Consider the following 19,537-nt stretch of genomic DNA (forward strand, 5'->3'; position numbering starts at 1 on the left):
TTTCACTCTCGCTCAAGTGTTGGGACGCTTAACCGAAGAACCGTTGGCCGGTTTTGGCCATTTCACGCAGTTTTGCGGTCGGGTGGTACAGCGCGCCCAAATCAGCGTACTGGTCAGCCAGGGCAACGAACTCTGCAACACCGATCGAATCGATGTAGCGCAGCGCACCGCCACGGAATGGAGGGAAACCAATACCGTAGACCAGACCCATGTCGGCTTCGGCAGCAGTTTCGACGATGCCGTCTTCCAGGCAACGTACGGTTTCCAGGCACAACGGGATCATCATCCAGTTGATGATGTCTTCGTCAGTGACTTCGCGCTGCTCGTAGACGATCGGCTTGAGCACTTCCAGTACCGATGGATCGGCAACTTTCTTCTGCTTGCCTTTCTTGTCGGTCTCGTAGGCGTAGAAACCCTTGCCATTCTTCTGGCCCAGGCGCTTGGCTTCGTAGAGCACGTCGATGGCCGTACGGCGATCGTCTTTCATGCGGTCCGGGAAGCCTTCAGCCATTACGTCACGACCGTGGTGACCGGTGTCGATGCCGACCACGTCCATCAGGTATGCCGGGCCCATTGGCCAGCCGAATTTTTCCATGACCTTGTCGATACGGACGAAGTCCACACCGGCGCTGACCAATTTGGCGAAACCGCCAAAGTACGGGAACAGTACGCGGTTGACCAGGAAGCCCGGGCAGTCGTTGACGACGATCGGGTTCTTGCCCATTTTCTTGGCGTAGGCAACGGTGGTGGCAACGGCCAGCTCGCTGGACTTCTCGCCACGAATCACTTCAACCAGCGGCATCATGTGCACCGGGTTGAAGAAGTGCATGCCGACGAAGTTTTCCGGACGCTTGAGGGCCTTGGCCAGCAAGGTGATGGAAATGGTCGAGGTGTTGGACGCGAGGATGGTGTCCTCTTTGACCTTGTCTTCCACTTCGGCCAGAACGGCTTGCTTGACCTTCGGGTTCTCGACGACTGCTTCGACGACCAGGTCAACGTGACCAAAATCACCGTAGGACAGGGTCGGACGAATGCCGTTGAGCACTTCAGCCATTTTCGCAGCGGTCATGCGACCTTTATCAACGCGACTCACCAGCAGCTTGGCGGCTTCCGCCAGACCTTGCTCGATGCCGTGCTCGTTGATGTCTTTCATCAGGATCGGCGTGCCTTTGGAAGCCGACTGATAAGCGATACCGCCACCCATGATGCCGGCGCCCAATACGGCAGCCTGCTTCACGTCCTTGGCGATTTCGTCGTAGGCCTTGGCCTTTTTCTTCAGTTCCTGGTCGTTCAGGAACAGACCGATCAAGCTCTGCGCGGCAGAGGTCTTGGCCAGCTTGACGAAACCGGCGGCTTCGACTTCCAGCGCTTTGTCGCGACCGAAGTTCGCGGCTTTCTGGATGGTCTTGATCGCTTCAACCGGCGCCGGGTAGTTCGGGCCAGCTTGACCGGCCACGAAACCTTTGGCGGTTTCGAAAGCCATCATTTGTTCGATCGCGTTCAGTTTCAGCTTTTCCAGCTTCGGCTGACGCTTGGCCTTGTAGTCAAACTCGCCGGAAATGGCGCGTTTGATCAGCTCCAGGGCAGCTTCTTGCAGCTTCTCGGGAGCAACCACTGCATCGACGGCGCCGACTTTCAGCGCGTCTTCAGGACGGTTTTCCTTGCCGGCGGCAATCCACTCGATGGCATTGTCGGCACCGATGAGGCGCGGCAGGCGCACGGTACCGCCGAAGCCCGGGTAGATGCCCAGCTTGACTTCCGGCAGACCGATCTTGGCGTTGGTCGACATGACGCGGTAGTCCGCCGCCAGGCACATTTCCAGACCGCCACCCAGGGCGATGCCATTGATCGCGGCGACAGTCGGGACGTTGAGGTCTTCGAAATCGCTGAAAATCTTGTTGGCTTCGAGGTTGCCTGCAACAAGCTCTGCATCAGGCAGCTTGAAGTTCTCGACAAATTCGGTGATGTCGGCGCCGACGATGAACACGTCCTTGCCACTGCTGACGATCACACCCTTGATCGAAGCATCTGCCTTGATAGTGTCTACGGCCTGACGCAGTTCGTTCAGGGTTAGACGGTTGAACTTGTTGACGGACTCACCCTTGAGGTCGAATTTCAATTCGACGATGTCACTTTCAAGAGCCTTAACCGTGATGGCTTTACCTTCGTAAATCATCAACTGATCTCCACGATATGGAAGCTGAACAGTACACGTCGGACGCAGGCGAATGGCTCGGCAGGACGTTTAACGTCTGATGCTACGCCAATCCACCCGGCACACCCTCCAACGCGATAGTCGGGATTCTGTAGGAGCGATCTGAAATACAAACGCTCAATTCATACGCCCGTTTGATTTGGGTACGTCACCTTCACGGAATTTCCGGCAATTGTCAATCGCCCAAAATGCGGGTTGAAATGCGACTTTCCGGTCATTTCCGTACCGCGAAGCCCTGCAACACGCGGCTGCATGTGAGGCCATTCATAGAATCAATAGTTAGAAAAGTCGCCCTAATTCGCTGCAGCCTTTGTTTAACAGGCTACGCTGGCGGGAACACGAGAAAAAATATGAACGCTTTTGGCGAATGCCCGGCGTAAGATCTTGCCCACAACGAATTACCGGCCTGCCTGGCCAACCCCGCCCGATGATGATGTCGGGCTTTTTATTGCCCGCAGAATGCACACGATCCTGTAGGAGCTGCCGAAGGCTGCGATTTTTTGATGTTGTTTTTTTAGAGGCAAGATCAAAAGATCGCAGCCTGCGGCAGCTCCTACAAGGATTCCGCGCGACGCAGAGGATTCGGAAATGTCAGGGGATCGTGTTCAGGCTAATGCCTTCAGGGTGGCATCGATTTGTTGCAAAACAGTCGCTTCGCCCTTCTCGCCCCAATACAAGGTGATCATTTGCTTGTCTGCTTCGACCTTGTAGACGTTGTCTGGCAACTTTTCGAAATGAATCAACAACGCCGGATCGTCGCAGGCTTCTTGCCACTGATTCACCCAGACTCCCGGTGCCTTTTGCCAGTAGCTCCAGCACGCCGGCTGATTGCCCCGACGCGGTCGATGGTACTGGGCGCAAGGGCTCGGCGGCTCGTGGCTCAACCAGTGCGGCCACTCCTGAGGCGCCAGTTGCATGGCCAACCCGATGCGTCGCGCCTCCATGCGCAGGGCCATGCGACCGCTCTGGTGGCGAGACGGCCGCAACCATGCCAGAGGGCTCAGCACCACCAGCAGGATTGACACCACTATCCAGACCGTCATATCTGTACTCCCGATTCTTGATGGGCGCATTGGGTCACTTTGAAACCAATACGCTTGAAACCAGCCATACTTACCCATATCGCAATCCTCAGGAGGAGCACCTCATGCCCTACCACCACATTCTGGTCGCTGTAGATCTAACCGAAGAGTGCGATCCTGTAATCCACCGCGCTCGCGAACTGTCCGTGAGCAATGGCGCAAAACTGTCTCTTGTACACATCGTCGAGCCGATGGCCATGGCCTTTGGCGGCGACGTGCCGATGGACCTGTCACAACTGCAACAACAGCAGTTCGATCAGGCCCGAGAACGCCTGGACCGATTGATCGTTAAATATCCGGAGCTCTCCAAGGAATACAGCCACCTGACCTACGGCCAACCGCGGCAGGAGATTCACCATCTGGCCAAGGAACAAGGTTGCGACATGATCGTGGTGGGCAGTCACGGCCGGCATGGCCTGGCGCTTCTACTGGGTTCCACCGCCAATGATGTGCTGCACGGTGCGCCTTGCGACGTGCTCGCAGTGCGCCTGATCAAAAGCTAAACCCTTGTAGGAGCTGCCGCAGGCTGCGATCTTTTGATCTTGGCTGTCTTGAAGATCAAAAGATATAAGATCAAAAGATCGCAGCCTTCGGCAGCTCCTACAAAAAGCCCGGCATTCACGTGAGTGAGCCGGGCTTTTTTATCGCAGGATCAATCAGGCATCCAGCTCGGCCCAGCGCTCGACCATAACGTCGAGCTCAGCCTGCAACTGTTCCAGCTGAGCGATCACCGCGGCGGTTTCCGCTGCCGGACGCTGATAGAACGCGGCATCCGCCATCTGCGCTTCAACGGCCGCAATCTGCTGTTCCATGGCTTCGATCTGGCCCGGCAACATTTCCAGCTCACGCTGCAATTTGTAGCTGAGTTTCTTCTTCGCCACTGGCGCTTCAACCGCAGCAGCGACAGGCGCCGCTTCGGCCGTCACTACCGCGGAGGTCAAGTCGGCTTTGCCGGATTTGCTTTCGGTCACGCCCAGCAGGCGCGGCGAGCCGCCCTGACGCAGCCAGTCCTGATAACCACCGACATATTCGCGAACCTTGCCTTCACCTTCGAAGACCAGGGTGCTGGTGACCACGTTGTCGAGGAATGCCCGGTCGTGGCTGACCATCAGCACGGTGCCGTTGAAGGTCAGCAAGACCTCTTCCAGCAGTTCGAGTGTTTCCACGTCGAGGTCGTTGGTCGGTTCGTCGAGCACCAGCAAGTTGGCCGGTTTGCTGAACAGTTTCGCCAGCAACAGACGGGCACGCTCACCACCGGACAGCGCCTTCACCGGCGTGCGCGCACGCTGCGGGCTGAACAGGAAGTCGCCGAGGTAGCTCAGCACGTGACGGCTCTGACCATCGATGTCGATGAAGTCGCGACCTTCCGCGACGTTGTCGATCACGGTCTTTTCCAGGTCCAGCTGATGGCGCAGCTGGTCGAAGTAGGCCACGTCGATCCGCGTACCCTCTTCCACTTTGCCGCTGGTCGGCTGCAGACCGCTGAGCATCAACTTCAACAGCGTGGTTTTGCCGGTACCGTTGGCGCCGAGCAGACCGATACGGTCGCCGCGCGTCAGGACCATCGAGAAATCCTTGATCAGGAACGGACCGCCCGGATGCGCGAAACTCACATTCTCGAGGACCATCACCTGCTTGCCGGACTTGTCGGCGGTGTCCAGCTGAATATTGGCCTTGCCAGTGCGCTCACGACGCTCGCTGCGCTCGACGCGCAGGGCTTTCAGTGCGCGGACACGGCCTTCGTTACGGGTGCGACGCGCCTTGATGCCCTGGCGGATCCAGACTTCTTCCTGGGCCAGTTTCTTGTCGAACAGCGCGTTGGCGGTTTCTTCAGCCGCCAGACTCGCTTCCTTGTGCACGAGGAAGCTGGCGTAGTCGCCGTTCCAGTCGATCAGGCCACCGCGATCCAGTTCCAGGATGCGCGTCGCGAGGTTCTGCAAGAAGGAACGGTCGTGCGTGATGAACAGCACGGCGCCCTGGAAATCTTTCAACGCCTCTTCGAGCCAGGCGATGGCACCGATGTCCAAGTGGTTGGTCGGTTCGTCGAGCAGCAGCAGGTCCGGTTCGGAAACCAGGGCCTGGGCCAGCAGGACGCGACGACGCCAGCCGCCGGACAATTCGGCGAGGGTCTTGTCGGCCGGCAACTGCAGGCGGCTCAAGGTGCTGTCGACCAGTTGCTGCAGACGCCAGCCATCGCGTGCTTCGAGGTCGTGCTGGACGTGCATCAATTTGTCCAGGTCCTCGGCGGTGACGATGTTCTGGCTCAGGTGGTGATACTCGGCAAGCAGTGCGCCAACACCGTCCAGGCCTTCGGCCACCACGTCGAACACGGTCCGCTCGTCGGCTACCGGCAATTCTTGCGGCAATTCGCCAATCTTGAGGCCGGGCGCGCGCCAAACGGAGCCCTCGTCAGGCTTCTGGTCGCCCTTGACGAGCTTCATCATGCTGGACTTGCCAGTGCCGTTACGGCCGATGATGCACACCCGCTCACCACGGGCGATCTGCCAGGACACCTTGTCCAACAACGGCATAGCGCCGAAAGCAAGGGACACATCGCTGAATTTGAGCAGGGTCATGAGCTTCTCCAAAAACCGGGCGCGCATTCTACCTGACTTGAGGCTTCAGAAGGCCGGCAATTTCACCATCGTGGGACTCTGCATGACAAATGTTGCGAACTGATGCTGACAGGCCGGCAAAGCTTTCGCCCGCTGCTGGCAAAAGGCTAAGCTACAGATTATTCAGTGCGGGCATGCCCGCACTTGTCATGATTTCTCTGCCCGGATGTCTCATGCGCAGTCGCCTTTTCAGTCTTTTATCGTGTTTGCTTCTCTCTGCCACTGCCGTTCAATCAGTCCAGGCGGTTGACCTGTCCACCCAGCGCCAATACTACGATGAGGCCAAGCGCGCCCTGGCCAAGGGTGATACCGGTCCTTACTTCCGTTACAGCCAGGCGCTCAGCGATTACCCGCTGGAGCCGTACCTGGCCTATGACGAACTGACCGCGCGCCTGAAAACGGCGAGCAACGAAGAAATCGAAAAATTCCTCGCCGAACACGGTGACCTGCCGCAAGCCAACTGGATGAAATTGCGCTGGTTGCGTTGGCTGGCCGATCGCGGCGACTGGGCGACGTTCGTCAAATACTACGACCCGAAGATGAACTTCACCGAACTGGACTGCTTGAACGCGCAGTATGAAATCAGTCATAACCTCAAGCCCCAAGGTTACGCCAACGCCGAAAAACTCTGGCTGACCGGAAAATCCCAGCCCGCCGCCTGCGACGCGATGTTCGGCATGTGGGCCGCCGAAGGCCAGTTGACCGAGCAGAAACGCTGGGAGCGCACCAAGCTCGCCGCCCAGGCGCGCAACTATCCACTGGCCAACAGCCTGGTCAACGGCCTGACCACCCTCGCTCCTCGCGGTCGTCTGTTGGTGGATGTGGCGCAGAAACCCGAGCTGCTCAACCAGCCGTCGCGATTCACCCCGGCCGACGAGCCGATGTCGGATGTCGTCAGCCTTGGCCTGCGCCGCCTGGCGCGCCAGGACCCGGACAAGGCCATGGAGTTGCTCGACGGTTATGCCAGCAGCATGCACTTTTCCCGAGACGAAAAAGTCGCGATCGCCCGGGAAATTGGCCTGACCCTCGCACGACGTTTCGACAGCCGCGCGCTGGACGTGATGACCAAATACGACCCGGAGTTGCGCGACAACACCGTGTCCGAATGGCGCCTGCGCTTGTTGCTGCGCCTGGCCCGCTGGGACGATGCCTATCAACTGACCCGCCGCTTGCCGCAGGATCTGGCGACGACCAACCGCTGGCGTTACTGGCAGGCCCGCAGCCTGGAACTGGCGCAGCCGCAAAATCCGGAATCACAGACGCTTTATAAAGGCCTCGCTCGCGAGCGGGATTTCTACGGATTCCTCGCTGCCGATCGCTCGCAGTCCCCCTATTCGCTGGTCAATAAACCGCTGGTGCTGAGCCAGGCGCTGATCAACAAGGTGCGCAACACGCCAGGTGTGCGTCGCGCCCTGGAGCTGCATGCCCGCGGGGAGATCGTCGACGGTCGCCGTGAGTGGTATTACGTCAGCCGCCATTTCAACCGTGACGAAATGGTCGCCCAGGCGAAATTGGCCTACGACCTGAAATGGTATTTCCCGGCCATCCGCACCATCAGCCAGGCCCAGTATTGGGACGACCTGGACATTCGTTTCCCGATGGCCCATCGCGAAACCCTGGTGCGTGAAGCCAAGATCCGTGGCCTGCATTCAAGTTGGGTGTTCGCCATCACCCGCCAGGAAAGCGCCTTCATGGATGACGCCCGCTCCGGCGTCGGCGCCAGCGGCCTGATGCAATTGATGCCGGGGACCGCCAAGGAAACCGCGCGCAAATTCAGCATTCCATTGGCCTCGCCGCAGCAGGTGCTCGACCCGGACAAGAACATCCAGCTCGGCGCCGCGTACCTGAGCCAGGTCCACGCCCAGTTCAACGGCAACCGTGTCCTTGCCTCCGCCGCCTACAACGCCGGCCCCGGTCGTGTGCGTCAATGGCTGCGCGGCGCGGACCACCTGAGCTTCGACGTCTGGGTGGAAAGCATCCCGTTCGACGAAACCCGTCAGTACGTGCAGAACGTGCTGTCGTACTCGGTGATCTACGGCCAGAAGCTCAATTCGCCACAGCCGTTGGTGGATTGGCATGAGCGCTACTTTGACGATCAATGACCGGTAATGCCGGTAATGTAGGAGCTGCGGCAGCTCCTACAGGTGGAGGTCGAGCGCGGCCTTGCCATCACTAAACTGCAACGCCGCCAACCGCGCGTACAACGCATTACTCGCAATCAATTCCTGATGTGTCCCCACCGCCACCAGTTTTCCTTGGTCCATCACCGCGATCCGGTCGGCGTTTTTCACCGTGGCCAAGCGGTGGGCGATGACCAGGGTGGTGCGGTTTTTCATCAGGCTCGGCAGGGCTTGCTGGATCAGGTGCTCGCTCTGGGCATCAAGGGCGCTGGTGGCTTCGTCGAGCAGCAAGATGGGCGCGTCCACCAACAATGCGCGGGCGATGGCCAGGCGTTGGCGCTGGCCGCCGGACAATCCGAGGCCGCCGTCGCCGAGGTGAGTCTGGTAGCCGTTGGGCATGGCCTCGATGAAGTCGTGGGCATAAGCGATTTTTGCTGCTTCCTGAACCTGGGCCAGGGTGGCCGACGGATTGCCGTAGCGGATATTCTCTTCGATACTGCCGAAAAACAGCGCCGGGTTTTGCGAGACCAAGGCGAAGCAGCGACGCAGGTCCAGAGGATCGAGTTGAATCAGTGGCACGCCATCCAGCAGGATGCGTCCTTCAGCCGGATCGTAAAAGCGCAGCAACAGGTCATACACCGTCGACTTGCCTGCGCCGGACGGTCCTACAAGCGCCAGGGTTTCGCCGGCATTGATCGTCAGATTCAAGCCATCGACGGCATAGCTTTCGGGACGTGACGGGTAGGAAAAACGCACGTCCTGCAGCAGCAGATCGCCCCTCACCCGCTCAGGCAAAGTGACCAACCCCGTCGTCGGTGGCTGGATGATGTTTTCCGAACGCAGCAACTCGGCAATCCGCTCAGCTGCGCCTGCTGCTCGCTGCAACTCACCGATCACCTCGCTCAACGTACCGAAAGCGCTGCCGACGATCAGGCTATAGAAGACGAACGCCGCCAGTTCCCCCGCCGAAATCCGCCCGGCGATCACATCCATGCCGCCGACCCAGAGCATCACCCCGACCGCGCCCAGCACCAGCACGATCACCAGCGTAATCAGCCAGGCGCGCTGGAAGATGCGTTTGCGCGCCGTGTTGAACGCCTCCTCCACGGTCACGGCAAAACGCTGCTCGTCCTGAACCTGGTGGTTGTAGGCCTGCACTGTCTTGATCTGGCCCAGGGTTTCGGAAACATAGCTGCCGATATCGGCGATCCGGTCCTGACTCAACCGGGACAGGTTGCGCACCCGGCGACCGAAAATCAGGATCGGCGCGATCACCAGCGGCAACGCAATGACGACGATGCTGGTGAGCTTGGGGTTCGTGATGAACAGCAAGACAATGCCGCCGATCACCATCAACAAGTTGCGCAAGAACAGGGACAGCGAAGAGCCGATCACCGATTGCAGTAGCGTAGTGTCGGCCGTCAGGCGCGATTGAATCTCGGAGCTGCGGTTGTCTTCGTAGAACCCCGGGTGCAGATAGACCAGATGGTTGAACACTTGGCGACGGATGTCCGCGACGACACGCTCACCGATCCAGGACACCAGGTAAAAACGCGCAAAGGTCCCGATCGCCAGACCGAGCACCAGCAACATGAACAAGCCGATGGTCTGGTTGAGCAAATGCGCGGACTGGGTCATGAAACCCTGATCCACCAGTAACCGAATGCCCTGCCCCATCGACAAGGTAATGCCCGCCGTGACGATCAACGCCAGCAGGGCACCGAACGCCGGCCAGCGATAGGGCGCAAGAAAACGACTGGTCAAGCGAATCGCGCGACGTTGACGGGAAGAAAGTATTGAAATCATCCGATAGCCTGATCGCAGAAGATAGACAGGGCCCAGCCTACACTCGCCCCGCACCTGGAACTCTGTAAATCACAATGAGTCCGGTTAATTATGACCGCCAAGACTAGTGCCTAGACGCTATTGGTCTAAAGTCCGGGTGGCAAGGTTGCACTATTTCTGGTGGACTGGTGTTGCCGCCCTTGGAAAGATCGCAGGGAGTTGTCACAGCCCGGTCACCTGGCGGTTCTAAAGTAAGCACACAACCTGATGAGGAGACAGGCCATGTCCTTGCAGAACAGCAGCGACGACAAGATTGAAGTGATCCGCACGCAGCCGCACCAGTCTCTGGGTTGCTCGATTATCGATAAGGACGGGCGCGAAGTACCGATCACTGAAGACATGATCCAGGACGCCTGCCGCGAACTGGAACAGCGATTGGTCAAGCCTGCCGAACAAAAGTGATATAGCCACCGTCTTCTTGACCCGGCCCCTGATGGTCGGGTTTTTTGTGGGTGCTTGTTTTGCCTGGCTTGTGTAGGAGCTGCCGCAGGCTGCGATCTTTTGATCTTGGCTTTTGATTGTCGAGAATCACAAACAAGATCAAAAGATCGCAGCCTGCGGCAGCTCCTACAGGGATTCGGTTGCGCCAAGGGCTGCGACGATCTGGCGTAACGCTGGCGAGTCCCCGTCAATTCGCACCTGCAACCCATCGATCTCCCGGCGCGATGGATAATGCTTGCGCAAGGCATCGAACGCTGCACGCTGCTCGCTCACATTGCCTACAAGGCTGCGGCGAAAATCCGCATCGTCGCGGCGCGGGTCGTACACGCCACGGCACAACATCGCCAGCGCCCAGGCCGGATCGCATCCGGCATCCAGGGTGACTTGGGACAACCAGGGCGCCGGCAGCAAATCACTCAGGCTGACCTGGGCCGCTTGCCCGAGAAATGCGCAATACGCCTGATAGATCTGCGCGGTCCCGCGCTGCCTGCCATCGAGGCTATAACCGGCGATGTGCGGTGTCGCCAGCACGCACAGTTCGGCCAGCGCCACATCGACTTCAGGCTCACCTTCCCACACATCCAGTACCGCTTGCAGGTCTTCGCGCTGCAGCAATACCTGGCGCAGGGCAGCATTGTCCACCACCGGGCCGCGACTGGCGTTGATCAGCCAGGTACCGGGCTTGAGCTGGTTCAAACGGTGTTTATCGAACAGGTGCCAAGTGGACTGAGCACCGTGCTTCTTCAATGGTGTGTGCAGGCTGATGACGTCGCACTGCTCGATGATTTGCTCAAGGCTGACGAAATCGCCACCCTCGGCGGCTTGTCGCGGCGGATCGCAGACCAGAACGTTCCAGCCCAGTCCTTGCAGGACCTTGACCAAACGGCCACCCACTTCACCGGCACCGACCACACCGTAAGTACGCCGGGTCAGGTCGGCGCCTTCGATTTCGGCAAGGGTCAACAAACTGCCCAGGACGTAGTCGACCACGCCACGGGCGTTGCAGCCGGGCGCGCTGGACCAGGTGATGCCGGCCTGCTGAAAGTAGTCCAGGTCCAGGTGATCGGTGCCGATGGTGCACGTGCCGACAAAGCGCACCTTGCTGCCTTCGAGCAACGCGCGGTTGACGTTGGTCACCGAACGCACCAGCAATACATCGGCCTGTTCGACAGTGGCGCGGTCGATGGAACGTCCCGGCACCCGGCGGATTTCACCCAAACCTGCAAAGAAGGCATCGAGCAGCGGGATATTTTCGTCGGCAACAATCAGCATGGCAGGCTCCTTTGGCGGACGGAGAGTGTAGGCGCAGATGCCCCTCACCGACTAGCGCCGATCCCTGTAGGAGCTGCCGCAGGCTGCGATCTTTTGATCTTGTTTTTTGAACGGCAGCGCAAAAAGTCAAAAGCGCAGATCAAAGGATCGCAGCCTTCGGCAGCTCCTACAGGGGATGTGCGCGTCGAAGGGGGATTACAAATCGCTAACACAGGTCTTTTCCTGACCGCTGCGTCAACGCGTAGAATGCGCGCCTGCGCCTTCAAACACTCTGGACGTTTCGCCCTTGAATTCCGTAACTGACCGCCCCGCCGCTATTGCCCTCTCCCGCCCCGCCCGGATTCGCCTGGAGCTGAAAAACCTGCTCGGCCTGGCGCTGCCGATCATGGTCGCGCAGCTTGCCACGACGGCGATGGGCTTCGTCGACGCGGTAATGGCCGGCCGTGTCGGGCCACGCGACCTGGCCGCCGTTGCGCTGGGCAACTCGATCTGGGTCCCGGTGTTTCTGTTGATGACCGGCACCCTGCTGGCCACCACACCGAAAGTCGCACAGCGCTTCGGCGCCGGTACCCACGGCGAGATCGGGCCGATTGTCCGTCAGGCATTGTGGCTGGCCTTGGTGGTGGGATTGATGGCGACCGGCATGCTGTTCAGCGCCGAGCCGATTTTACACGCCATGAACGTCGATCCCGAACTGATCGGCCCGTGCATGCAATATCTGCACGGCATCGCCAGCGGTTTGCCCGCCGTCGCCTTCTACCATGTACTGCGCTGTTTCAGCGACGGACTGGGCCGCACCCGGCCGGCCATGGTGCTCGGCCTGTGCGGCTTGGCGCTGAATATTCCGCTGAACTACATCTTCATTTATGGCCATTTCGGTGTGCCGGCCATGGGCGGTGTCGGTTGCGGCTGGGCCACGGCGATTGTGATGTGGGTCATGGCGCTGGGCATGGCCGGTTGGGAACGCTGGGCGCCGGCCTATCAGTCGAGCCAGTTGTTCAGCCGGTTCGACTGGCCGCAATGGTCGGTGATCAAGCGCCTGCTCGGCATCGGCCTGCCGATTGGGATCGCGGTGTTTGCCGAGTCAAGCATTTTTGCGGTGATCGCACTATTGATCGGCAGTCTTGGCGCCACGGTGGTGGCCGGGCATCAGATCGCGCTGAACTTCAGTTCGCTGGTGTTCATGATTCCCTACTCGCTTGGCATGGCCGTGACCGTGCGAGTCGGTCAGGCGCTCGGTCGCGAGGAACCGCGTGAAGCACGTTTCGCCGCTGGGGTCGGTATGGGCACCGCACTGGCTTACGCCTGTATTTCGGCGAGCATGATGCTGTTATTGCGCGAGCACATCGCGACCATCTACACCTCGGACCCGACGGTCATTCATGTGGCGGCGATGCTGATTGTGTATTCGGCGCTGTTCCAGTTTTCCGATGCGATCCAGGTCACAGCCGCTGGCGCATTGCGCGGTTATCAGGACACGCGGGTGACGATGATCCTCACCCTGTTCGCGTACTGGGGCATTGGTCTGCCGGTGGGTTACGCACTGGGGCTGACTGATTGGCTGGGCGCGCCGAGCGGCCCGAGCGGGCTGTGGCAGGGTTTGATCGTGGGCTTGAGTTGCGCGGCGCTGATGCTGTCGATCCGCCTGACGCGCAGTGCACGCAAGCGGATCCGCATCAGCCAATCGGCCGGTTAAGCGAGCTTCTTGCGGATCCAGTAGAGGTAGGTGCCGGCCTCTTCGTGCTGCGCGACCAGTTCATGGTCCAGGAACACGCAGAACTTGGGGATATCGCGGCGCGTCGACGGGTCGGTGGCGATCACCTTGAGCAGGCCGCCGGGTGCCAGGTCGCGGATGTGCTGGTGCAGCATCATCACCGGCTCCGGGCAGTTGAGGCCGGTGGCGTCGAGGGTGCCGTCTACCGGCGTATCGATCATTTCACTCATGATGTACTCCTGAATCGTGCCGGCATTGTCGCGCAATGCCGGGTTTAACGTCATCTGTGGCATTCCCTGTAGGAGCTGCCGCAGGCTGCGATCTTTTGATTTTGTTTTTAAGGGCAAGATCAAAAGATCGCAGCCTGCGGCAGCTCCTACAGGGATTTAGCGGGACTTGGGTTTCTTTACGTCGAGCCGGCGCAGATGGCAGGTCACTTCTTCGCGGTCGTGATACAGCTGCTTGCAGCCGATCTCCACCCGAATCCCGCGTTCCTTGAAGCCGTCGGCGATGCGCTCCAGCAAGCGTTTCACTTCAGCGTAACGCTGTTTCATCGGCAGCTTGAGGTTGACCACCGCTTCGCGGCAATGCCCCTCGCCAATCCATTCTTCCAGCATCGCGGCGTTGCGCGCCGGTTTCTCGACGATGTCACACACCATCCAGTCCACCGGCTGCCGGGGCTTGAAGGTGAAACCGTCGGCCATCAAGTGTTGCACCAGACCGGTGTCCATCAGGCTTTCGGCCATCGGGCCATTGTCGATGGCGGTGACCAGCATGCCACGGTTGACCAGTTGCCAGGTCCAGCCGCCGGGTGCTGCGCCGAGATCGACGCCGGTCATGTCGCTGTGCAGGCGCTCGTCCCACTGGTCACGTGGGATGAAGTGGTGCCAGGCCTCTTCGAGCTTCAGCGTTGAACGGCTCGGCGCCTCACGGGGAAACTTAAGGCGCGGAATGCCCATCGGCCACATCGCCGAGTTGTTCGACTCGGCCAGGCCCATGAACACTTCGCGGCCGCTTTTGAAGGTCAACAACAAACGCGGCTTGCTGGCGTCTTCGACCAGTTTGCCCGCCGCCATCAACGCCTTGCGCAGGTGACCTTCGAATTTCTTGCAGAAGTTCGACAGCTCTTTGCCATCGTTGGTATCGACCATTTCCAGCCACAGGCTGCCGCACAGCGGGAAATCGGCCATGTGCGCGAGGATCACGCTGATGCGGTCGGTTTCCGGCAGATCGATGAAAATCCCGCGGGCCCATTGCCGCGGGAAGATTAGATCAGCGAAACGCTGGCCACGCATCAGGCGCTCTGCACCGTCTTCTTCGGTGCAGATGAATTCGGCGCAGGCACTGGCGGTCTTGGCCTTGGCATAACCGGCCACGTTCAGCCGCGCGGCGTGTTCGGAAATCTCGGAACAGACTTCGCCTTCGAAGCCCGGCCGGCAATGCATAAAGAGGGTGTTCATTCTTACTCCTGGGCAGATGGCGAGAAATTCAACCACTGCGCGATGCCCAGACTTGCGTTGAAGCAAAGCCTGTCACGAAAACCGGCGCATGATAGCCGAGTTCGAAACCCTGGACGTTGCCATAGAGTCCAGTTATTAGCCTTAACGCCTAAACAGGGCTAGGTTAAAAGCTCTGTTCGTCCCGTCAGTCCGTAGCCGTGCGGACCCAAAGGAGTCATTTCAATGCCGTCCCTCGATAGCCTGAAAACCCTTAAAACCCTACAAGTCGACGACAAGACCTATCACTATTTCAGCCTCCCGGAAGCCGCCAAAAGCCTGGGCGACCTGGACAAGCTACCGATGTCGTTGAAAGTGCTGCTGGAAAACCTGCTGCGCTGGGAAGACGAAAAAACCGTCACCGGCGCCGACCTCAAGGCGATTGCCGCCTGGCTCAAGGAGCGACGCTCCGATCGCGAAATCCAGTACCGCCCGGCGCGGGTATTGATGCAGGACTTCACCGGGGTGCCCGCCGTGGTCGACCTCGCCGCGATGCGCGCGGCCATGGCCAAGGCCGGCGGCGATCCACAGCGCATCAACCCGCTGTCGCCGGTGGACCTGGTGATCGACCACTCAGTGATGGTCGACAAGTTCGGCACTTCAAGCGCCTTCGAGCAGAACGTCGACATCGAAATGCAGCGCAACGGTGAACGTTATGCGTTTTTGCGCTGGGGCCAGAGCGCCTTCGACAATTTCAGCGTGGTGCCACCGGGTACCGGCATTTGTCACCAGGTCAATCTTGAATACCTCGGCCGCACCGTCTGGACCAAGGACGAGGACGGGCGCACTTACGCCTTCCCCGACACCCTGGTCGGCACCGATTCGCACACCACCATGATCAACGGCCTCGGCGTGCTCGGCTGGGGCGTCGGCGGGATCGAAGCGGAAGCCGCGATGCTCGGCCAACCGGTGTCGATGCTGATCCCGGAAGTGATCGGTTTCAAACTCACCGGCAAGCTCAGGGAAGGCATAACCGCCACCGACCTGGTGCTGACCGTGACCCAGATGCTGCGCAAGAAAGGCGTGGTCGGCAAATTCGTCGAGTTCTACGGTGACGGCCTCGCCGATCTGCCGCTGGCCGACCGTGCGACCATCGCCAACATGGCCCCGGAATATGGCGCTACCTGTGGTTTCTTCCCGGTGGACGATGTCACGCTGGAATACCTGCGCTTGTCCGGTCGCCCCGTGCAAACCGTGAAACTGGTCGAGGCTTACACCAAGGCCCAGGGCTTGTGGCGCCTGCCGGGCAAGGAGCCGGTATTCACCGACAGCCTGGCGCTGGACATGGGCAGCGTCGAAGCCAGCCTCGCCGGGCCGAAACGGCCACAGGACAGGGTTTCGCTGCCGGATGTCGCGCAAGCGTTCAGCGACTTCATCGACCTGCAATTCAAACCCACCAGCAAGGAAGTCGGTCGCCTGGAAAGTGAAGGCGGCGGTGGCGTCGCGGTGGGCAATGCCGATCTGGCCGGTGAGGCGGACTATGAGTATGACGGCCAGACCTATCGCCTGAAAAACGGTGCCGTGGTGATTGCCGCCATCACCTCCTGCACCAACACCTCCAACCCGAGCGTGATGATGGCCGCAGGGCTGGTGGCGAAAAAAGCCGTGGAGAAAGGCCTCAAGCGCAAACCGTGGGTCAAGAGTTCGTTGGCGCCGGGCTCGAAAGTGGTCACTGATTACTACAAGGCCGCCGGGTTGACTCAATACCTGGATGCACTCGGCTTCGACCTGGTCGGTTATGGCTGCACCACCTGCATCGGCAACTCCGGGCCGTTGCCGGAACCGATCGAAAAAGCGATCCAGAAAGCCGACCTGACAGTCGCCTCGGTGCTCTCGGGCAACCGCAACTTCGAAGGTCGCGTGCACCCTCTGGTGAAAACCAACTGGCTCGCCTCGCCACCGCTGGTCGTCGCCTATGCGTTGGCCGGCACGATGCGCATCGACATCAGCAGCGAGCCCTTGGGTACCGACAAGGAGGGCAACCTGGTGTATCTGCGGGACATCTGGCCAAGCACCAAAGAGATCGCCGATGCGGTCAACCAGGTCAATACGTCGATGTTCCACAAGGAATACGCCGAAGTGTTTGCCGGCGATGAGCAGTGGCAAGCGATTGAAGTGCCGCAAGCGGCCACGTATGTCTGGCAGGACGATTCGACTTACATCCAGCATCCGCCCTTCTTTGACGACATCGGCGGGCCGCCGCCAGTGGTCAAGGATGTCGCCGGCGCCAGAGTCCTTGCTCTGCTGGGTGATTCGGTGACCACCGACCACATCTCCCCGGCCGGCAACATCAAGGCCGACAGTCCGGCAGGCCAATACCTGCGCGAGAAAGGCGTGGAGCCGCGGGACTTCAACTCGTACGGTTCCCGTCGCGGCAACCATGAAGTGATGATGCGCGGCACCTTCGCCAACATCCGCATTCGTAACGAAATGCTCAGCGGCGAGGAAGGCGGCAATACGATCTACATCCCCACCGGGGAGAAGGTGCCGATCTACGACGCCGCGATGCGCTATCAAGCGTCGGGGACGCCACTGGTGGTGATCGCCGGGCAAGAATACGGCACCGGATCGAGCCGAGACTGGGCCGCCAAGGGCACTAACCTGCTGGGGGTCAAAGCGGTCATCGCCGAGAGCTTCGAACGGATTCACCGCTCCAATCTGGTGGGCATGGGCGTATTGCCGTTGCAATTCAAGCTGGACCAGAATCGCAAAAGCCTGAACCTCAACGGCAAGGAAACCCTGGACATCCTCGGTTTGACCGGCGCCGAACTGACACCGCGGATGAACCTGACGCTGGTGATCACCCGTGAAGATGGCAGCCGTGAAAAAGTCGAGGTGTTGTGCCGGATCGATACGCTCAATGAAGTCGAATACTTCAAATCGGGAGGGATTTTGCATTACGTGTTGCGGCAGTTGATCGCGTCGTAACAACCAAGCCCTTGTAGGAGCGAGCTTGCTCGCGATGGACGTTAACAATGACGCGCGTTTTCTGAATAAACGCGGCGCTCTTGAATCCATCGCGAGCAAGCGCGCTCCTACAGTAACTGCCTATAACGCAATCGCCGTTTTGCGACGTGCTCCTGAAAAATGAAAAATAATTTCAACTAATCGCCAACCTCGCCGAAAACCTGTCAAAGCCTCACGGATTGAAAATGCCATGCGTAACAACCAGCCCATTACCCAGCGCGAACGGACTTTCCCGACTCAGCAACGGTTGATTTCCACCACCGATGCCAAGGGCGTGATTACCTACTGCAACGACGCTTTCGTCGAGATCAGCGGTTTTTCGCGTGAGGAGTTGATCCGTGCGCCGCATAACCTGGTCCGTCACCCCGACGTCCCGGCCGCGGTGTTCGCGCATATGTGGGGCACACTGAAACAAGGCTTGCCATGGATGGGCATCGTCAAGAATCGCTGCAAAAGTGGTGATCACTACTGGGTTAACGCCTATGTGACGCCAGTGTTTGAGGGCAATCAGGTCATTGGTTACGAGTCGGTGCGGATCAAACCGACCGCCGAACAGATCCAGCGTGCCGAAGCGCTCTACCAGCGCATCAACCAGGGCAAGTCCGCCATCCCCTCGACAGACAAATGGCTGCCGGTGCTTCAGGACTGGCTGCCGTTCATTCTGGTCAGTCAGCTGAGCTTCATCATCGGCGCGACGCTCAACTCTCAATGGGGCTTTGCCCTCGCCGCCGGTCTTTCGGTGCCGCTGGGCCTGATGGGCCTGAGCTGGCAACAACGCGGCCTCAAGCGTTTGTTGCGCCTCGCCGGGCAGACCACCTCCGACCCGTTGATCGCGCAGATGTACACCGACAGCCGCGGTGCCCAAGCGCGCCTGGAAATGTCGATCCTGAGCCAGGAAGCGCGCCTGAAAACCTGTCTGACGCGTCTGCAGGACACCGCCGAGCACCTGAGCGACCAGGCGAAACAGTCCGACAAGCTGGCCCAGTCCAGCTCCACCGGCCTGGAACGTCAGCGCGTCGAAACCGAACAAGTGGCCACCGCCGTCAACCAGATGGCCGCCACCACGCAGGAAGTCGCCAGCCACGTGCAGCGCACGGCGGATGCGACCCAGGAAGCCAATCGCCTGACCGGTCGCGGTCGGGATATCGCCGGGGAAACCCGCGAAGCCATCCAGCGCCTGTCGGTGGTGGTCGGCGAAACCGGCCTGACCGTGACGCAACTGGCCAAGGACAGCGACGAAATCGGTGGTGTGGTCGATGTGATCAAAGGCATCGCAGACCAGACCAACTTGCTGGCATTGAACGCCGCCATCGAAGCCGCCCGTGCCGGTGAGATGGGCCGTGGTTTTGCGGTGGTGGCTGACGAAGTCCGTCAACTGGCGCAACGCACCAGCGAATCCACCGGGCAGATTCATGCGCTGATCGCCAAGCTCCAGCAAACGGCGGGCACTGCGGTGCAAACCATGGAAGCCGGGCATCGCCAGGCGGAAGAAGGTGTGGCGCGGGTAATGGAAGCGGATAAGGCGCTGGTGGGCATCAGTGAAGCGGTGGCCAACATCACCGACATGACCACCCAGATCGCCGCCGCGACCGAAGAGCAAAGCGCTGTCGCCGAAGAAATCAGCCGCAACATCAGCAATATTTCGCAACTGGCTGATCAGACGTCGGAGCAGGCTCAGCATTCAGCGTTGTTGAGTGAAGAGCTGACCAAGACGGCGAATGTGCAGTATTCGTTGGTAGAGCGGTTTAACCGCTAAAAGATCGCAGCCTT

The 19,537-nt window shown here is 59.8% G+C and carries 13 protein-coding genes; 6 read left to right on the forward strand and 7 right to left on the reverse strand.

Going from position 1 to position 19,537, the window contains the following annotated elements; all coding sequences use genetic code 11:
* Positions 1-28: 28 nt before the first annotated feature.
* Both fadB and ACA052_RS20115 read right to left on the reverse strand, forming a co-directional pair.
* The gene (gene fadB / locus ACA052_RS20110; protein WP_497646466.1) at positions 29-2,176 is read right to left on the reverse strand and encodes a fatty acid oxidation complex subunit alpha FadB; all 2,148 of its coding nucleotides are present in this window, start codon (positions 2,174-2,176) and stop codon (positions 29-31) included.
* A 644-nt stretch (positions 2,177-2,820) separates the two neighbouring features.
* Positions 2,821-3,258 (reverse strand): hypothetical protein, encoded by a 438-nt coding sequence (locus tag ACA052_RS20115; RefSeq protein WP_497646467.1) that lies wholly within the window; start codon positions 3,256-3,258, stop codon positions 2,821-2,823.
* A gap of 104 nt (positions 3,259-3,362) precedes the next feature.
* Here ACA052_RS20115 and ACA052_RS20120 point away from each other — a divergent pair, with 104 nt between their 5' ends.
* The gene (locus ACA052_RS20120; RefSeq protein WP_497646468.1) at positions 3,363-3,800 is read left to right on the forward strand and encodes a universal stress protein; all 438 of its coding nucleotides are present in this window, start codon (positions 3,363-3,365) and stop codon (positions 3,798-3,800) included.
* 153 nt (positions 3,801-3,953) lie between these two features.
* Here the strand turns inward: ACA052_RS20120 and ACA052_RS20125 are convergent, their stop codons facing one another.
* The gene (locus ACA052_RS20125) at positions 3,954-5,873 is read right to left on the reverse strand and encodes an ATP-binding cassette domain-containing protein (RefSeq protein WP_497646469.1); all 1,920 of its coding nucleotides are present in this window, start codon (positions 5,871-5,873) and stop codon (positions 3,954-3,956) included.
* A 212-nt stretch (positions 5,874-6,085) separates the two neighbouring features.
* Between ACA052_RS20125 and ACA052_RS20130 the strand changes: the two genes are divergently transcribed.
* Complete coding sequence (locus ACA052_RS20130) at positions 6,086-8,014, forward strand: transglycosylase SLT domain-containing protein (RefSeq protein ID WP_497646470.1); 1,929 nt, start codon at positions 6,086-6,088, stop codon at positions 8,012-8,014.
* 36 nt (positions 8,015-8,050) lie between these two features.
* On the opposite strand, the gene ACA052_RS20135 is transcribed toward ACA052_RS20130, so the two are convergent.
* Positions 8,051-9,838 (reverse strand): ABC transporter transmembrane domain-containing protein, encoded by a 1,788-nt coding sequence (locus ACA052_RS20135; protein WP_497646471.1) that lies wholly within the window; start codon positions 9,836-9,838, stop codon positions 8,051-8,053.
* Positions 9,839-10,099: 261 nt separating this feature from the next.
* Between ACA052_RS20135 and ACA052_RS20140 the strand changes: the two genes are divergently transcribed.
* Positions 10,100-10,279 carry a PA1571 family protein gene (locus ACA052_RS20140; RefSeq protein WP_497646472.1) on the forward strand — a complete coding sequence of 60 codons (180 nt, stop codon included), beginning with the start codon at positions 10,100-10,102 and terminating at the stop codon, positions 10,277-10,279.
* Positions 10,280-10,444: 165 nt separating this feature from the next.
* On the opposite strand, the gene pdxB is transcribed toward ACA052_RS20140, so the two are convergent.
* A complete protein-coding gene (pdxB, locus tag ACA052_RS20145; protein WP_497646473.1) occupies positions 10,445-11,590 on the reverse strand; it encodes a 4-phosphoerythronate dehydrogenase PdxB in 1,146 nt (381 codons plus the stop codon).
* 286 nt (positions 11,591-11,876) lie between these two features.
* Between pdxB and ACA052_RS20150 the strand changes: the two genes are divergently transcribed.
* Complete coding sequence (locus tag ACA052_RS20150; RefSeq protein ID WP_497646474.1) at positions 11,877-13,286, forward strand: MATE family efflux transporter; 1,410 nt, start codon at positions 11,877-11,879, stop codon at positions 13,284-13,286.
* Here ACA052_RS20150 and tusA read toward each other — a convergent pair.
* Together tusA and rlmM are read right to left on the reverse strand one after the other, a co-directional pair.
* Positions 13,283-13,534, reverse strand: a complete 252-nt coding sequence (tusA, locus tag ACA052_RS20155; protein ID WP_095052036.1) for a sulfurtransferase TusA — start codon at positions 13,532-13,534, stop codon at positions 13,283-13,285. The two genes, ACA052_RS20150 and tusA, sit on opposite strands and share 4 nt — an antisense overlap.
* A 156-nt stretch (positions 13,535-13,690) precedes the next feature.
* Positions 13,691-14,764 (reverse strand): 23S rRNA (cytidine(2498)-2'-O)-methyltransferase RlmM, encoded by a 1,074-nt coding sequence (gene rlmM, locus ACA052_RS20160; RefSeq protein ID WP_497646475.1) that lies wholly within the window; start codon positions 14,762-14,764, stop codon positions 13,691-13,693.
* A 222-nt stretch (positions 14,765-14,986) separates the two neighbouring features.
* Between rlmM and acnA the strand changes: the two genes are divergently transcribed.
* Positions 14,987-17,728: an aconitate hydratase AcnA gene (acnA, locus tag ACA052_RS20165; RefSeq protein ID WP_497646476.1), complete on the forward strand. Its 2,742-nt coding sequence runs from the start codon at positions 14,987-14,989 to the stop codon at positions 17,726-17,728.
* 229 nt (positions 17,729-17,957) lie between these two features.
* A complete protein-coding gene (locus tag ACA052_RS20170) occupies positions 17,958-19,523 on the forward strand; it encodes a methyl-accepting chemotaxis protein (protein WP_497646477.1) in 1,566 nt (521 codons plus the stop codon).
* Positions 19,524-19,537 lie beyond the last annotated feature (14 nt).

It is taken from the genome of Pseudomonas sp. LBUM1644 (genome assembly GCF_059716195.1).

Bases quoted from the DNA above. Each gene is read 5' to 3' on its own strand.
- fadB (WP_497646466.1), bottom strand. From the start codon at position 2,176: ATGATTTACGAAGGTAAAGCCATCACGGTTAAGGCTCTTGAAAGTGAC.
- ACA052_RS20115 (WP_497646467.1), bottom strand. From the start codon at position 3,258: ATGACGGTCTGGATAGTGGTGTCAATCCTGCTGGTGGTGCTGAGCCCT.
- ACA052_RS20120 (WP_497646468.1), top strand. From the start codon at position 3,363: ATGCCCTACCACCACATTCTGGTCGCTGTAGATCTAACCGAAGAGTGC.
- ACA052_RS20125 (WP_497646469.1), bottom strand. From the start codon at position 5,873: ATGACCCTGCTCAAATTCAGCGATGTGTCCCTTGCTTTCGGCGCTATG.
- ACA052_RS20130 (WP_497646470.1), top strand. From the start codon at position 6,086: ATGCGCAGTCGCCTTTTCAGTCTTTTATCGTGTTTGCTTCTCTCTGCC.
- ACA052_RS20135 (WP_497646471.1), bottom strand. From the start codon at position 9,838: ATGATTTCAATACTTTCTTCCCGTCAACGTCGCGCGATTCGCTTGACC.
- ACA052_RS20140 (WP_497646472.1), top strand. From the start codon at position 10,100: ATGTCCTTGCAGAACAGCAGCGACGACAAGATTGAAGTGATCCGCACG.
- pdxB (WP_497646473.1), bottom strand. From the start codon at position 11,590: ATGCTGATTGTTGCCGACGAAAATATCCCGCTGCTCGATGCCTTCTTT.
- tusA (WP_095052036.1), bottom strand. From the start codon at position 13,534: ATGAGTGAAATGATCGATACGCCGGTAGACGGCACCCTCGACGCCACC.
- rlmM (WP_497646475.1), bottom strand. From the start codon at position 14,764: ATGAACACCCTCTTTATGCATTGCCGGCCGGGCTTCGAAGGCGAAGTC.
- acnA (WP_497646476.1), top strand. From the start codon at position 14,987: ATGCCGTCCCTCGATAGCCTGAAAACCCTTAAAACCCTACAAGTCGAC.
- ACA052_RS20170 (WP_497646477.1), top strand. From the start codon at position 17,958: ATGCGTAACAACCAGCCCATTACCCAGCGCGAACGGACTTTCCCGACT.